The following is a 14,916-nucleotide window of genomic DNA, read 5'->3' as shown; positions in this document are numbered from 1 at the left end:
CCGGCCGCACCGGCCGGCGCGACGACCTGCCCGCCGTCGAGCGGCGGCTGCGCGAGCGCACCCGGCTGGTCGCCGCCGGGATCGGCACGTACGCCGCCACCGCCGACCTCGCCACCGCCGTCTTCACCCTGGACGGCCGACTGTTCCGCACCGACACCACCGCCGGGACCAGCGACGAACTCCCGGTCGCCGGGCCCGCGTTCGACCCCCGCCCGGACGCCACCGGGCAGCGTGTCGCCTACGTCGCCGAGGACGCCCTGTACGTCACCCCCGGCCTCGACCCGCTCTCCCCCGCCGACGGCGCCCGCTGGGGCGTCGCCGAGTTCGCGGCCGCCGAGGAGCTCGGTCGCCCCCGGGGCCACTGGTGGCGACCGGACGGCGGAGCGCTGCTGGCCGCCCGGGTCGACGAATCCGCCGTCCCCCGGCGGTACTTCGCCGACCCGGCCAACCCCGGCGAGGCGCCCGAGGACTTCGCCTACCCGCAGGCCGGCGGCCCCAACGCGGACGTCCAGCTCTGGGTGCTCGGCCTCGACGGCACCCGGGTCCGACTGCAGTGGGAGAGCGAGGAGTTCCCGTACGTCTGCGCCGCCTCCTGGGCCTCCACCGAGGAGGTGCTGCTCACCGTCGCCGACCGCCTGCAGCAGAACGTGCTGCTGCTGAGCGCCGACCCGGCCACCGGCAGGACCGACGAACTCTCCCGCACCACCGACGAGTTCTGGGTGGACGACCTGCCCGGCACCCCCGCCCGGCTGGCCGACGGCCGACTGCTCACCGTCCACGACACCCCGCAGGCCCGCGGCCTCGCGCTGGACGGCAAGCCGCTGGACACCACCGGCCTGCAGATCCGCCGGGTGGTCGGCCGGCTGCACGGCCGGCTGCTCTGCGAGACCGGCGAGGGCGACCCCTTCGACCAGTACGTCCACCTGATCGACCCGGACGGCGGCGCACCCGAGCTGCTCACCTCCGGCCCCGGCATGCACTCCGCCCTCGCCGGCGCCGACACCCTGCTGCTCACCTCGGCCACCGCCGAGGGCGTCCGGCGCGTCATCACCCGCGACGGCCGCGAACTTCCGCTCACCGACCGCAGCGCCGCCCTGCCGTACCAGGTGCGCCCGCAGCTCGCCCGGGTCACCGAGCGCGCCCTGCCCAGCGCCGTGGTGTACCCGCGCGACCACGTCCCGGGCCGGCGGCTGCCCGTCCTGCTGGACGTCTACGGCGGGCCCGGCTACCAGGCGGTGGCCAACGAGCCGCGCCGCTGGCAGCTCAAGCAGTGGTGGGCCGACCAGGGCTTCGCGGTGGTCACCGTCGACAACGGCGGCACCCCGTTCGTCTCCCCCGACTTCACCCGCACCATCTTCCGCCGCATGTCCCAGGTGGCGCTGGACGACCAGGTCGACGCCCTGCACGCGCTCGCCGAGCAGCACCCGGACCTCGACCTCGGCCGGGTCGGCGTGCGCGGCTGGTCGTACGGCGGCTACTTCGCGGCGCTCGCCGTGCTGCGCCGCCCGGACGTCTTCCACGCCGCCTGCGCGGGCGCCCCGCCCACCGACTTCCGGCTCTACGACACCGCGTACACCGAGCGCTACCTGGGCCTGCCGCAGGACAACCCCGAGGGCTACGCCGACGACTGCCTGCTCACCGACGCGCCCGGCCTGAGCAGGCCGCTGCTGCTGATCCACGGGCTGGCGGACGACAACGTCCACCCCTCGCACACCCTGCTGCTCTCCCAGGCGCTCACCCGGGCCGGCCGCCCGCACACCGTGCTGCCGCTGCCCGGCGCCACCCACATGACCCCGGGCGGGCTGCTCGAACAGCTGGCCCAGTCCGAACTCGCCTTCCTGCGGGCCTCCTTGGGGTGATCCGTTGCGCCGCCCGGGCCGGAGTGCGACACTCCGCGTGATCGCCGCCCGGCCCGGGCGGAGCGGCGCGACGGGGGAGAGCAGGCGGATGAGGATCGACCGACCCGGCCCGGTCGGGCAGCGGCAGTGGACGCCACTGACCGCCGGCAACGCCGGACTCGCCTTCGGGCTGGAGCTCGCCCTGCTGGCGTCGCTCTGCTACTGGGGTTTCAAGACCGGCCCCAACCTGGGCCTGCGGCTGCTGCTCGGGCTCGGCGCACCGGCCCTGGCGGCCGCGCTCTGGGGCCTGTTCCTGGCCGCCGGCGGACCGACGTTCCGGCTGCCATCGGCCGCCGAGATCGTGGCCAAGCTGCTGGTCCTGGGCACGGGGGCACTCGCCCTGCACGCCACCGGACGGACCACCCTCGCGGTGGTGTACGGCGCACTGGTGCTGATCAGCGTGACCCTGGAGTACACCACCGGCTGACGGTCCGGCAGTCGAAGGGCGTCGCACCTGCGGGTGCGGCGCCCCTTCGCATGCTTCACGCCTCTTCCACGTGACCGGTCACATGTGAAATATTACCTGCGCTTCACTGACTGATGACCTCGACCACCCCCATCCCCCGGAAAGGACCGGTCAGTTGCGCAGACTGTCCGCGGCCCTCGCCGCCGCGCTCACCACGAGCGCGATAGCGGCCACCCTGCTGGGCACCCCCGCCCAGGCCGCTCCCCCCGCCCCCCTCACCGCCGCCGCGTCGGCCGACGCCGAACAGGGCGCCGAGGCCCCGCCGGCACCGCTCGTGCCCCAGGAGCGCGAGCGCCAGGCCCTGCGCAGCAAGGCCCTGGAGCAGCTCAACAAGGGCACCGTCGCCAAGGCCGCGGGCAAGCGGGCCCCGGCGAAGGTGAAGGTCGGCAACGACTACGTCCAACTCGCGCACCAGCGCACGGACAAGGTCTTCGTGATCCTCGCCCAGTTCGGCGACGAGGTGGACAACACCACCCAGTGGAACGGCCAGCCGCGCTACGGCGGTACCCCCGGCCCGGCCCACAACCAGATTCCCAAGCCCGGCAAGGACGACAACCACACCCTGTGGTCGCAGGACTTCAACCGCGGCTACTACCAGAAGATGTTCTTCGACGACACGCCCGGCGCCGTGTCGATGCGCAACTACTACCGCACCCAGTCCTCCGGCCGGTACGACATCGAGGGCACCGTCAGCGACTGGGTCACCGTCCCGTACAACGAGGCCCGCTACGGCAGCAACAAGGGCCCTCAGGGCTCGGGCGCCTGGACCCAGGGCCAGGAGTTCATCCGGGACGCCGTCAAGGCCTGGTACGACGGTGAGATCGCCAAGGGCCGCAGCGTCGCCGACATCAAGGCGCAGCTCGCCCAGTACGACGTCTACGACCGCTACGACCACAACAAGACCGGCGACTTCAACGAGCCGGACGGCTACCTGGACAACGTCGTCGTGGTGCACGCCGGTGTGGACGAGACCTGGGGCGGCGGCGCCCAGGGCGCCGACGCGCTGTGGGCGCACCGCAGCTGGACCTTCCCGGACGCGACCGGGCAGACCGGCCCGGAGGGCAACAAGATCGGCGGCGCCCCGGTCGGCGACACCGGCCTGTACGTCTACGACTACGTCCAGGCGGGTGAGAACAGCGGCGTCGGCCTGTTCGCCCACGAGTTCGGCCACAACCTCGGCCTGCCGGACCTGTACCCCACCACCGGCGGCGACAACAGCGTCAACTTCTGGTCGCTGATGTCCTCCGGCTCGTACCTGGGCAAGGGCCCGAACACCACCGGCGGCTACCCCGGCGACCTCGACGCCTGGAGCAAGCTGCAGTTCGGCTGGCTCGACTACGACGAGGCGCAGGCCGCCACCCGCTCCACCCACGCCCTCGGGGTGAGCAGCTACAACACCGACCAGGCCCAGGCCGTCCTGGTGCACCTGCCGGACGGCACCACCAGGACCGACCTCGCCGACCCGTACGAGGGCGGCCGGCAGTGGTGGAGCGACACCGGCGACAACCTCGACAACTCCCTCGCCCGGGAGGTCGACCTGCGCACCGCCGCCGGCCCGGCCGCCCTGGACGCGGCGGTCTGGTACGACACCGAGCAGGACTACGACTTCCTGACCGTCGAGGCCTCCACCGACCAGGGCAAGCACTGGACCGCCCTCGGCGGCACCGTGGACGGCGCCCCGATCGGCAACACCAACGCCAACACGCCCGGCCTGAGCGGCAGTTCCGGAAGCTACAAGCAGCTGCACATCCCGCTGGACGGCTACCTCGGCCGACAGGTCCGGCTGCGCTTCCACGTCACCTCGGACAGCAACACCCACGGCAAGGGCGTGCTGGTGGACGCCGTCAAGGCCACCGCCGGCGGCGTCGAGCTGTTCGCCGACGGCGCCGAGAACGGTGCGAACGGCTGGACCGCCACCGGCTTCACGGTCGTCACCGGCCGCACCGCCGTCAAGCAGCACCCGCGCGCGTACATCGCCGAGAACCGCCGCTACACCGGCTACGGCGAGTTCCTGAAGACCGGCCCGTACAACTTCGGCTACAGCGGCGTCGCGGGCAAGACCAACGTGGTGGACAACTACCCGTACCAGGAGGGCGTCCTGATCTGGCTGTGGGACACCTCGTACGGTGACAACAACACCAAGGACCACCCCGGCGGCGGGCTGATCCTGCCGATCGACGCCCGCCCGGCACCGATCCGCTTCGCCGACGGGGCGCTGGTCAACGGGCGCGCGCAGACCTACGACGCGACCTTCTCGCTCAAGCCGACCACGCCGTTCACCCTGCACAAGGGCGGCGTCGCGGTGCGCATCCCGTCGAAGCCGGCCGTCCCGGTGTTCGACGACCACACCGGGGTGTACGGCGACGCGGCCACGCCGCAGCTGACGGTGAAGGTGCCGGACACCAACACCAGGATCGAGGTCGTCCGGGAGTCCCAGGGCGGGAAGATCACCACCGTCCGGGTGGGCCCGGCCTCCTGACCCCGAGGGCGCGCGTCCGACGAACGCGCGGGAAAGGCCCCGGATCCCCCCGACGAAAAGGGATCCGGGGCCTGCTCATGTGTGTGCCTGGCTCACTTTCCCAGGCTGCGCGCGGTGCGCGTGGCGGTGGCCACCCCGAGGACGGTGATCGCGGCGATCCCGAAGGTCATGTACCGGGCCGAGTCGACCGGACTGTCCGCACCGAGGTTGACCAGGGTCCCGGCGAGCGCCGAGGTCACCGAGAAGGCGATCAGCTGGGTGGTGTTGATCGCCGCGGCCGCCTTGCCGCCCTCGGCCGGGTCGTTGCTGCTGCGCATCGCCGCCACGCTCAGGTGCGGGAAGGCCAGTCCGATCCCGGTGCCGGCGCCGAACAGCGCCACCGCCCAGAGTGCCACCCGCAGCCCGGAGGCGTGCCCGGTCTGCGACAGCCCGTAGACCAGCAGGCCGCCGACCAGGACCAGTGGGGCGGTGCGGATCGCCAGGGCCCGGCCGCGGGCCGACTCGATCCCGACGCTGAACAGCTGGGCGGTGGTCCAGCCCGCCGAGATCGCGGCGCCCAGGAACCCGGCCACCAGCGGGCCGAGGCCACCCAGCTGCTGGCCGAACAGCGGGATGAAGTTCTCCGCCACCACGCCCGCGCAGAGCACCGCGACGGTCAGGTAGAGCCACTTCAGCGGGTTTCCGGCCCGGTAGGTCTGCTGCGGCAGCACCGTCGCCGACGCGCGCCGCTCGGCCGCCACGAAGCCCGCCAGCAGCGCCAGTCCGGTGAGCAGGCAGACCGCCGTCGGCCGGCCGCTCGGCACGGTGGAGCTGACGCTGAAGGCGGCCGCCGCCAGGGTGAGCAGCAGCAGCGAGGCCAGCGGCACCGGGCCGCTGCCGTGCCCCGCGCCGGAGCGCCCGGGCAGCACCCGGCGGGCCAGCGCCGCCAGCACGAGCGCGGCGACCAGCAGCAGGACGTACGCCCAGCGCCAGGCGCCGAGCTGGGCGAAGAGCCCGCCCAGCAACGGTCCGACCAGAGTGCCGACGCCCCACATCGCGGAGACCAGTCCGGCCGCGCGGGTCCACAGCCGCTCCGGCAGGGCGCCGCGGATCACGGCGTAGCCGAGGCCGGCCACCAGCCCGCCGCCGAGGCCCTGCACCACCCGGCCGAGGATCAGCGCCGCCATCGACGGGCTGAGCGCGTTGACCACCGCGCCGGCTCCGAAGACCAGGAAGCCCAGCACGTAGGCGCGGGCGGCGCCGAGGCGGTCCAGCAGCCGGCTGACCAGCATCGAGGCGATGACGGCGGCCATCAGGAAGCCGGTGGCCACCCACGCGTAGTACCGCTCGCCGCCGATGCCGGCGACGATCGAGGGCATCAGGGCGGCGGTGAAGTAGAGGTTCATCGCGTACAGCGCGACGCCGCCGGCCAGGATCGAGGCGGAGGCGGCGTACTGGCGGGAGAAGAGTTCGCGCCACCCGCCGGAGGCCCCCGCGGACGGCGAATCCGGCGGGTAACTATCCAGCTCGGCAACGGTGGTGTGGTTCTCGACAGCGGCTGATTCGGTCACGTCCGGTACGCTAGGACTTCAACAAAGCTTGAAGTCAAGGAGCCGCCATGACCACCGCGCCGGTCGATCTGCTGAGTGTCGGCGAGGTGGCCCGGCGGGCCGGGATCGCCACCTCCGCGGTGCGCTTCTACGAGGACCAGGGACTGATCTCCTCCGAGCGCACCACGGGCAACCAGCGGCGCTACCGGCGGCACGTGCTGCGCCGGATCTCGCTCATCCTGGTCGCCAAGCGGCTCGGCATCCCGCTCGCCGAGGTCGCCGAGGTGTTCACCGGTCTGCCCGAGGACCGGATGCCCGGCAAGCACGACTGGGAGCGGATCTCCCGGCGCTGGGCCGAGCAGCTGCGCGCCCGCCGGGCCGAGCTGGAGCGGCTGGAGGGCGAGCTGACCGGCTGCATCGGCTGCGGCTGCGTGTCGCTGCGCCGCTGCCGGGTGCTCAACCCGGGGGACGAGCTGGCCGCGCAGGGCCCTGGCCCGCGCCGGCTGCTGCCGGAGGAGGGCCTGCTGCCCGTCGAGGAGTGAGCGGGCGGGGAAAGGGTGAAGCCCGGTCGGACGCGGCCCTCGCAGGGTTCCCCGCCGCGTCCGACCGGGGGTCTTGTGTGCCCGGCTCAGGCCTCCGGGAAGTGGCAGGCCGCCTGCCGCTCGCCCGGTCCGGCGATCTTCAGCAGCGGCCGCTCGGTCCGGCAGAGGTCCTGGGCCTTCGGGCAGCGCGGGTGGAAGGTGCACCCGGGCGGCGGGTCGGCCGGGCTCGGCGGGTCGCCGAGCAGCACGATCCGCTCCCGGTTGCGCTCCGCCTCCGGGTCCGGCAGCGGGACGGCGGACAGCAGCGCCTTGGTGTACGGGTGTGCGGGGTTGCCGTACACCTCGGCCTTGTCGCCGATCTCCACGATCCGGCCCAGGTACATCACCGCGACCCGGTCGCAGACCCGCTTGACCACCGAGAGGTCGTGCGCGATGAACACGTACGCCAGCCCCAGCTCCTGCTGGAGCCGCTCCATCAGGTTGACCACCTGGGCCTGGATGGAGACGTCCAGCGCGGAGACCGGCTCGTCGGCGATCACCAGCCGCGGCGAGGTGGCCAGCGAGCGGGCGATGCCGATGCGCTGGGCCTGGCCGCCGGAGAACTCGTGCGGGTAGCGGTCCAGGTGCTCGGGGATCAGCCCGACCAGCTCCATCAGCTCGGCGGCCCGCTTGCGCGCGTCCGCCGCGCTCTCGCCCTGGACCAGCAGCGGCTCGGAGATGATCCGGGCCACCGTCTGCCGGGGGTTGAGCGAGGAGTACGGGTCCTGGAAGACCATCTGGAGGTCGCGCCGGTGCGGGCGCAGCCGGGCCTGGGAGAGCCCGCCGATCTCGGTGCCGTCGAAGGTGACGGTGCCCGAGGTCGGGTCGAGCAGCCGGACGATCATCCGCCCGGTGGTGGACTTGCCGCAGCCGGACTCGCCGACCAGGCCGAGCGTCTCGCCCGCGCCGACGTCGAAGCTCACCCCGTCCACCGCCCGGATCGGCGCGCCGGGCCGCCCCGTGCGGCCGCGCCGGCCGGGGAAGGTCTTCACCAGGTCCCGTACCGAGAGCAACGGTGTGGACGTCGGCGCCATGGCCGTCGTCGAAGGCGTGGTCATCACAGCACCCCTTCCGGCACCAGCGGCAGGTGACAGGCGGCCTGGTGGCCGGGGGCGAGCGGACCGAGCACGGGGCGCTCGGACAGACAGCGGGCGTGCTCCTCGGCGGACGCGGCGGTGGTGCGGGCGCAGCGCGGGGCGAAGGAGCAGCCGGGGGCGGGGGCGATCAGCGACGGCGGGTTGCCGGGGATGGCCCGCAGCGGGGCGTCGTCGGCGTCGTCCAGGCGGGGCAGCGAGTCCAGCAGGCCGCGCGTGTACGGGTGCGCGGGCTGCCCGAACAGCCGGTCCGCCGGGGCCTGTTCGGCGGCCCGGCCGCCGTACATGACCAGCACGTCGTGGGCGACCCGGGCGACCACGCCGAGGTCGTGGGTGATCATCACGACGCCGAGGCCGCGCTCCTGCTGGATCCGCGCGATCAGGTCGAGGATCTGTGCCTGGACGGTGACGTCGAGCGCCGTGGTGGGCTCGTCGGCGATCAGCAGCTCGGGCTCGCAGGCGAGCGCCATGGCGATCATGACGCGCTGGCGCATGCCGCCGGAGAACTGGTGCGGGTACTCGTCGACCCGGCGGGCCGGCTCCGGGATGCCGACCTCGGCCAGCATCTCGACCGCCTTGGCCTTCCCCGCCTTGCGATTGGCCTTGAAGTGCACCCGGTAGTGCTCGGCGATCTGCTCCCCGACGGTGTAGAAGGGGTGCAGGCTGGACAGCGGGTCCTGGAAGATCATCGCGATCCTGCGGCCCCGGACGGCGCCCAGCTCCCGCTCCCCGAGCCCGTTCAGCTCCTGGCCGTTCAGCCGGATCGAGCCGGTGACGGTGGCGCCGCGGTGCAGGCCCATGACGGCGAGCGAGGTGACGGACTTGCCGCTGCCCGACTCGCCGACCAGCCCGAGGGTGCGACCGGCCTGGACGGTGAAGGAGATCCCGTCCACCGCCCGGACGGTGCCGCGCGGGGTGCCGAAGGCGACCTTGAGGTCCTCGACCTCCAACAACTCGGCCATCAGTACCTCACTCTCGGGTCGACGAACGCGTAGAGCAGGTCGACCAGCAGGTTCGCGGCGACGATGAAGAAGGCCGCGAGCAGGGTGACACCAAGGATGACGGGCTGGTCGGAGCGGGCCAGGCCGTCGTAGAACAGCCGGCCGACGCCGGGCAGGCCGAAGATCGACTCGGTGATGACCGCGCCGGCCAGCAGGCCGCCGAGGTCCATGCCGAAGATGGTCAGGATCGGCGTCATCCCGGAGCGCAGCCCGTGCTTGATCGTGACCGTTCGCGCCGGCAGGCCCTTGGCCCGGGCGGTGCGGATGTACGGCTCGGCCATCGCCTCGATCATCGAGTTGCGGCTCTGCCGGGCGTAGTTCGCCGCGTACAGCAGGGCGAGCGCGATCCACGGCAGCAGCAGGTTGGAGCCCCACTCCAGGGGGTTCTCGGTGAACTTGTGGTACGAGGGGTACGGCAGCAGGCCGGCCGTCCTGACGATGCCCCAGATCAGCATGATCGAGGTGAAGTAGACCGGCAGTGAGGCGGTGCCGACGGACAGCACCGTCAGCGTCCTGTCGATCGGCCTGCCCTTGCGCAGCGCCGAGGTGACGCCCGCGCCGAGGCCGAGGAGCAGCCAGAGCACGCCCGCACCGAGGGCCAGCGAGATGGAGACCGGCAGGCGGTCGGTGAGCAGGTCCCAGACCGGCAGCCCGTACTCGTAGGAGTAGCCGAGGCAGGGGAAGCCGCAGTGCACCGCACTGGGGCCGGAGCCGTAGTCGCGGCCGGCGAAGATGCCGCCGAGGTAGGCGAGGAACTGGTCCCAGACCGGCTTGTCCAGGCCCATCGCCGCCTTGACGTCGGCGAGCCGCTCGGGGCTGCAGGTCTTGCCGCAGGCGGCCGCGGCCGGGTCGTTGGGCAGCAGGTAGAAGATCGTGAAGGTGATGGCGCAGATGGCGAGCAGGATGCCCGCCACGCCGAGCAGCCGGCGGCCGAGGTAGAGGATCACGACCGGCCTCCCCGGGGGTCGAGGATGTCCCGCAGCGCGTCCCCGAGCAGGGTGAAGGCGAGCACGGCGACGAACAGGAAGGCCGTCGGGATCAGGAAGTAGGTCGGGTCGGTCTCGTAGTGCACGATGCTCTCGGCGATCATCTGGCCCCAGGACGCGGTCGGCGGGCGGACGCCCACGCCGAGGTAGCTGAGCGCGGCCTCGGTGGCGATCATGCCGGGGATGAGCAGGGTGGTGTAGGCGATGATCGGGCCGGAGACGTTCGGCAGGATCTCCCGGGTGAGGATCCGCCAGGAGCGCGCCCCGCCGACCTTGGCGGCCTCGACGTACTCGCGGTGTTTGAGCGAGAGGGTCTGGCCGCGCACCACGCGGGCGATGCCGGGCCAGGTGAACAGCCCGATCACCAGGGTGATCAGCAGGATCCGGTTGACGTCCTTGGCCACCGACATCATCGCGATCATGAAGATCAGCGAGGGGAAGGACATCGTGAGGTCCATCAGCCGGGACAGCGCGGTGTCGACGCGGCCGCCGAAGTAGCCCGCCGCGATGCCGGTCAGGGTGCCGACGACCACGACGACGGCGGTCGCGGTGAAGGCGATCAGCAGGGAGACCTGCCCGCCGTGCAGCACCCGGGCGAACAGGTCGCGGCCGGTGATCGGCTCGACGCCCAGCCAGTGCCGGGCGCTGATGCCGCCGAAGTCGCCCCGGGGCAGGCCGCCCAGGTACGGGTCGACGGCGCGCTTGTCGAACTCCTCGGGCGTCCAGCCGCCGAGCGAGCCGAGCGGGCCGGCCAGCGCGGTGGCCAGGAGCAGCACGCCGACGGTGATCAGTCCGAACCGGGCCGAGCCCTTGGCCCACAACTGGTCCCAGACCAGCCGCCAGGGACCGCGCCCGGCACTCTTCTTGGCGCCCGCCGCCGTGGACTCGGCCACGGCGGCGGGCTCAGTGGTGGTACTCATCGCTGCCGGTCCCTCACTTGCCCTTGGCGGGGTCCTTGAGGCCGACCGTGGCCAGGTCGATCATGCCGGCGAAGCCCGCGTTGCCGAACGCGCCGGCCACGTTGGTGCCGACCAGCAGCGGACGGCGCTCCCACAGCAGCGGGACGGCCGGGGCCTTCTTCATCAGGTCCTCGTCCAGCTGCTGCCAGGCCTTGTTGGCCTCGTTGACGTCCGTCATGGCCGCGATCTGGTCCATCCGGTCCATCGTGGCCTGGTCCTTGAACTGGCTGTAGTTGCCCTGGTTGCCCTTCTCCTTGATGGTGCGGCCGTCGAAGACGAACGGCAGGAAGGTCGCACCGGAGGGGTAGTCGGGGCACCAGCCGTTGAGGGTCAGCTCGGGGGCGTTCTTGATGTCGCCGACGGTGTCGGCGAAGGCGGACGCGTCGACCGTGTTCACGGTGACCTGCACCCCGGCCTTGGAGAGCGACTGCTGGATCGCCTCGGCACGGGTCTTGTCCCCGGTCGAGACGGTGAGCCCGACCTTGAGGTCGCTCTTGCCTGCGTCCTTGAGCATCGCCTTGGCCTTCTCCGGGTCACCGGCGGCCGGGATCTTCAGCGGGTCGGACTTGACGCCGCCGGTCAGCGAGGGCGGCAGGTAGGAGGTCGCCGCGTCGGTCACCGCGGGGCCGCCGAAGGCCGTCACCTGGGCCTCGCGGTCGACCGCCCACATCATCGCCTCGCGCACCTTCGGGTCGTCGAAGGGGGCCTTGGCGGTGTTCAGGTAGAGCATGTCGGTACAGCCGGTCACCTCGGCGACCATGCGGGACTTGACGTCCGGCTTGGGCAGCACCTTGGCGACGGTCTCGTGCTGCATCCAGGGCATGTTGATCGCGTTGGCGTCGGCGCCGTCGCTGGCGATGATCCGGTCGTCGGCCTGGCCGCCCTTGATGCCCTGGGTGACCACGACCCTGTCCGGGTACGCCTTGCGGACGGTGTCGGTGGCCGGGTCCCAGTTGGTGTTGCGGACCAGCACCAGCTGCTTGCCGCGGTCGTAGGTCTCGATCTTGTACGGGCCGGAGGAGAACGGCCGGGAGTCGTACTGGGTGCCCTTCTCCTGGGACTGCGGCACCGGGGAGAAGGTCGGCAGCGAGACGGTGTCGGAGAACTCGGCGACCGGGCGCTTCAGGTGGAAGACGATGGTCTTGTCGTCCGGGGTCTCGATGCTCGCCAGGTGCTCGCCGCTCAGCGGGCCCTTGTAGCTCTCGCCGCCCGCCAGGTACTGGGCCGCGTAGTCGGGGCCGCCGGTGAGGTCCGGGGAGAAGGAGCGCTCGACGTTGTACTTGATGTCGGCGGACTTGATCGGCGTGCCGTCCTCGTACTTGAGGCCGTCCTTGAGGGTGAAGGTCCACACCTTGCCGCCCTCGGAGGACTTGCCGAGGTCGGTGGCGAGGTCCGGGACGATCTCGCTGCCGGCCGCACCGGGCTCGGACTTGAAGGTGGTCAGGGTCCGGTAGATCAACCGGGTGCCGAAGTCCATGTGCGGCACCACCCAGTTGCGGGCCGGGTCGAGGTGCGCGAAGTCCTGGTTGGTCAGGACGGTGAGGGTGCCGCCCTTGGCCGGGGTGCCGCCGATGATCGAGCCGGACGCCGCGCCCGGGCCCTTGCCGTCGGAGGGAGCGGCGTCGCTGCCGCTGTCGCTCTTGTCGTTCGAGCAGGCCCCGAGGCCGAGGGTGAGGGTCGCCGCGAGGGCCGCCGCAAGGGCGGCGTGGGTGCGCCTGGTCATGTGCAACTCCGCTGTGGGGGGCCTGATCCGCCTGATCCGGCCGCTGCGCTGTGTGACCCGTAACATAGTAATGTGAAATTGCACTGCACAAGAGGTGACGGCTCCCGTTACCGAGCTGTGTCCGTGCCAGCATCTCCCCAGCCCTGCCAAGGAGTTCACCGGTGACCCTTCCCCCGACCGGCCTCAACACCGGGAGCCACGACCTCCCGGTCTCCCCCACCCTCGCCTCGTTCATGGCCACCAGCTGGGCCGCCACCCCGCTCCCTGCCGACCGGCGCGTCCCCGGCCACGACCGCTTCCCCGGCCGCCGCGCCCGGCTGTCCGCCGCCTTCCCCGGCGAGCGGCTGATCGTCCCGGCCGGCCGGCTCAAGGTCCGCTGCAACGACCTCGACTACCGCTTCCGCCCGCACAGCGCGTACGTCTGGCTCACCGGCCTCACCGGCGAGGACCAGGCCGACCACGTCCTGGTCCTCGAACCGGCCGGCCCCGAGGGCCACGAGCCGATCCTCTACCTGCGCCCGCGCTCTCCGCGCGACGGCGGCGAGTTCTACCGTGACCGCCGCTACGGCGAGTTCTGGGTCGGCTCCCGGCCCGACCTCGGCGAGGCGGCCCGGCTCACCGGAGTACGCACCGAGCACCTCGACGACCTCGGCAAGCTGCTCGCCGGCCCGCAGCCGCCCACCCGGGTGCTGGCCGGCACCGACCCGCTGGTCGACGAGGCCACCGGACGGCCGTCCGAGGACCACCGGGACGGCGAACTGGCCGCCGTCCTCGCCGAGTTGCGCCTGGTCAAGGACCAGTGGGAGATCGGGCAGCTGCAGCTGGCCGTCGACCACACCGTCACCGGCTTCGAGGACGTCGTCCGCGCCCTGCCCACCGCGCTGCGCCACCACCGCGGCGAGCGCTGGATCGAGGGCGTCTTCGACCTGCGCGCCCGCGCCGAGGGCAACGGCACCTCCTACACCACCATCGCCGCCTCCGGCGCCCACGCCTGCGTGCTGCACTGGATCCGCAATGACGGCGCGCTCGACCCGAACTCCCTGCTGCTGCTGGACGCCGGCGTCGAGACCGACACCCTCTACGCCGCCGACATCACCCGCACCCTCCCCCTCAGCGGCACCTTCACCCCGGTCCAGCGCCAGGCCTACGACCTCGTCCTCGCCGCCCAGAGCGCCGGCATCGCCACCCTGCGCCCGGGCGCGCAGTTCCGCGACTTCCACCGCGCCGCCATGCGGGTCATCGCCGAGGGCCTCGCCGACTGGGGCGTCCTGCCCGTCTCCGCCGAAGAGGCGCTCGCCGAGGACAACGGCCTCTACCGCCGCTACACCCTCTGCGGCAGCGGCCACATGCTCGGCCTCGACTACCACGACTGCGCCAAGTCCCGCGCCGACCGCTACCTCGACGGCACCCTGGAGGAGGGCATGGTCCTCACCGTCGAACCCGGCCTCTACCTCCAGCCCGACGACGAGACCCTCCCCGCCGAACTCCGCGGCCTCGGCATCCGCATCGAGGACGACCTGGTCATCACCGCCGACGGCGCCCACCTGATGTCCGGCGCCCTGCCCAGGACGGCCCCCGACATCGAGTCCTGGATGGCCGACCTGCTGGCCTGAGAACGGGAGCGGACGATCAAGCCACCTTGATCGTCCGCTCCCCCTGCCGGACGGTGACCTCGACCTCGCCACCGATGGCAGCGGCGTACGCGCGGAGGTTGTCCAGGCTGTCCACCTGCCCGTGCTCGATCTGCGACACCCGAGCCTGGCTGACCCCCATCAACCCGGCGACTTACCGCGGGCTTTCTCGCCTAATCCACCCTTGCGAGGGATGGCGCTCGCTGCCCCGCGTGCCCCGGCGCACTACCCCCGCGCCGCCCGCCACAGCTCGGTGACGATCGTCTCCGCCGGGCCCGTACGGGCCAGGTGGTGGGCGGTGCCGGCCCAGAGGTGCATGGCGTCGGTGTCGCCGCGGCGGGCGGCGGCGGCGCGCAGCGGCGTGGTGAGGTGGTTGACCTCGGGGTAGGCGGGCGGGGCGTACGGGCCGTGGCGGTCGATGAAGGCGTTGCGCAGGCCGCGGGCCGGGCGGCCGGTGAAGGCGCGGGTGACGGCCGTCTCCGGCAGTTCGACGAGCGCCGCCCGGTGGGCGGGCGAGGCGCCGGACTCGTCCGACCGCAGCAGCGCCGTACCCAGCTGCACCGCCGCCG

13 protein-coding genes are annotated in these 14,916 nt (G+C 72.5%); 5 read left to right on the top strand and 8 right to left on the bottom strand.

Features of this window, described 5'->3' with window-relative positions:
• From KS423_RS20155 to KS423_RS20145, 3 genes are all read left to right on the top strand, one after another.
• The coding region (locus tag KS423_RS20155; RefSeq protein ID WP_224280954.1) for a prolyl oligopeptidase family serine peptidase at positions 1-1,859 on the top strand (1,859 nt) is incomplete at its 5' end.
• 88 nt (positions 1,860-1,947) lie between these two features.
• Positions 1,948-2,325 (top strand): YrdB family protein, encoded by a 378-nt coding sequence (locus tag KS423_RS20150; RefSeq protein WP_224280953.1) that lies wholly within the window; start codon positions 1,948-1,950, stop codon positions 2,323-2,325.
• Between the two features lie 154 nt (positions 2,326-2,479).
• Positions 2,480-4,843, top strand: a complete 2,364-nt coding sequence (locus KS423_RS20145; protein WP_224280952.1) for an immune inhibitor A domain-containing protein — start codon at positions 2,480-2,482, stop codon at positions 4,841-4,843.
• Positions 4,844-4,935: 92 nt separating this feature from the next.
• Here the strand turns inward: KS423_RS20145 and KS423_RS20140 are convergent, their stop codons facing one another.
• A complete protein-coding gene (locus KS423_RS20140) occupies positions 4,936-6,393 on the bottom strand; it encodes an MFS transporter (protein WP_224280951.1) in 1,458 nt (485 codons plus the stop codon).
• A gap of 47 nt (positions 6,394-6,440) precedes the next feature.
• On the opposite strand from KS423_RS20140, the gene soxR reads away from it, so the two are divergent.
• Complete coding sequence (soxR, locus tag KS423_RS20135; RefSeq protein WP_224280950.1) at positions 6,441-6,914, top strand: redox-sensitive transcriptional activator SoxR; 474 nt, start codon at positions 6,441-6,443, stop codon at positions 6,912-6,914.
• An 86-nt stretch (positions 6,915-7,000) separates the two neighbouring features.
• Here soxR and KS423_RS20130 read toward each other — a convergent pair whose 3' ends face one another.
• From KS423_RS20130 to KS423_RS20110, 5 genes are read right to left on the bottom strand one after another with little or no spacing between them, the layout of a single operon-like run.
• On the bottom strand, positions 7,001-8,011 hold the full coding sequence (locus KS423_RS20130) for an ABC transporter ATP-binding protein (protein ID WP_224280949.1): 1,011 nt from the start codon (positions 8,009-8,011) through the stop codon (positions 7,001-7,003).
• Complete coding sequence (locus KS423_RS20125; RefSeq protein ID WP_224280948.1) at positions 8,011-9,009, bottom strand: ABC transporter ATP-binding protein; 999 nt, start codon at positions 9,007-9,009, stop codon at positions 8,011-8,013. Before KS423_RS20125 ends, KS423_RS20130 begins: the two co-directional genes overlap by 1 nt.
• Entirely contained in the window at positions 9,009-9,995 is a 987-nt protein-coding gene (locus KS423_RS20120; protein ID WP_224280947.1) for an ABC transporter permease, read from the bottom strand. The genes KS423_RS20125 and KS423_RS20120 overlap by 1 nt, the downstream gene beginning before the upstream one ends.
• Positions 9,992-10,954 carry an ABC transporter permease gene (locus KS423_RS20115; RefSeq protein WP_224280946.1) on the bottom strand — a complete coding sequence of 321 codons (963 nt, stop codon included), beginning with the start codon at positions 10,952-10,954 and terminating at the stop codon, positions 9,992-9,994. The genes KS423_RS20120 and KS423_RS20115 overlap by 4 nt, the downstream gene beginning before the upstream one ends.
• Positions 10,955-10,967: 13 nt before the next feature.
• A complete protein-coding gene (locus KS423_RS20110; RefSeq protein WP_224280945.1) occupies positions 10,968-12,716 on the bottom strand; it encodes an ABC transporter substrate-binding protein in 1,749 nt (582 codons plus the stop codon).
• Between the two features lie 161 nt (positions 12,717-12,877).
• Here KS423_RS20110 and KS423_RS20105 point away from each other — a divergent pair, with 161 nt between their 5' ends.
• A complete protein-coding gene (locus KS423_RS20105) occupies positions 12,878-14,329 on the top strand; it encodes an aminopeptidase P family protein (protein ID WP_224280944.1) in 1,452 nt (483 codons plus the stop codon).
• Positions 14,330-14,345: 16 nt separating this feature from the next.
• On the opposite strand, the gene KS423_RS47425 is transcribed toward KS423_RS20105, so the two are convergent.
• Both KS423_RS47425 and KS423_RS20100 read right to left on the bottom strand, forming a co-directional pair.
• Positions 14,346-14,468, bottom strand: coding sequence for a hypothetical protein (locus KS423_RS47425; protein WP_263455046.1), 123 nt, complete (start codon positions 14,466-14,468; stop codon positions 14,346-14,348).
• A 104-nt stretch (positions 14,469-14,572) separates the two neighbouring features.
• On the bottom strand, positions 14,573-14,916 hold a 344-nt coding region (locus tag KS423_RS20100), incomplete at its 5' end, for a nitronate monooxygenase family protein (protein WP_224280943.1).

Origin of the sequence: Streptomyces sp. LS1784, assembly GCF_020103755.1 — a bacterium.
Classification (GTDB): domain Bacteria; phylum Actinomycetota; class Actinomycetes; order Streptomycetales; family Streptomycetaceae; genus Kitasatospora.
Note: the sequence above shows the minus strand (reverse complement) of the source record. Positions and strands in the feature narration are given on the sequence as shown.

Bases quoted from the DNA above. Each gene is read 5' to 3' on its own strand.
- KS423_RS20150 (WP_224280953.1), top strand. From the start codon at position 1,948: ATGAGGATCGACCGACCCGGCCCGGTCGGGCAGCGGCAGTGGACGCCA.
- soxR (WP_224280950.1), top strand. From the start codon at position 6,441: ATGACCACCGCGCCGGTCGATCTGCTGAGTGTCGGCGAGGTGGCCCGG.
- KS423_RS20130 (WP_224280949.1), bottom strand. From the start codon at position 8,011: ATGACCACGCCTTCGACGACGGCCATGGCGCCGACGTCCACACCGTTG.
- KS423_RS20125 (WP_224280948.1), bottom strand. From the start codon at position 9,009: ATGGCCGAGTTGTTGGAGGTCGAGGACCTCAAGGTCGCCTTCGGCACC.
- KS423_RS20115 (WP_224280946.1), bottom strand. From the start codon at position 10,954: ATGAGTACCACCACTGAGCCCGCCGCCGTGGCCGAGTCCACGGCGGCG.
- KS423_RS20110 (WP_224280945.1), bottom strand. From the start codon at position 12,716: ATGACCAGGCGCACCCACGCCGCCCTTGCGGCGGCCCTCGCGGCGACC.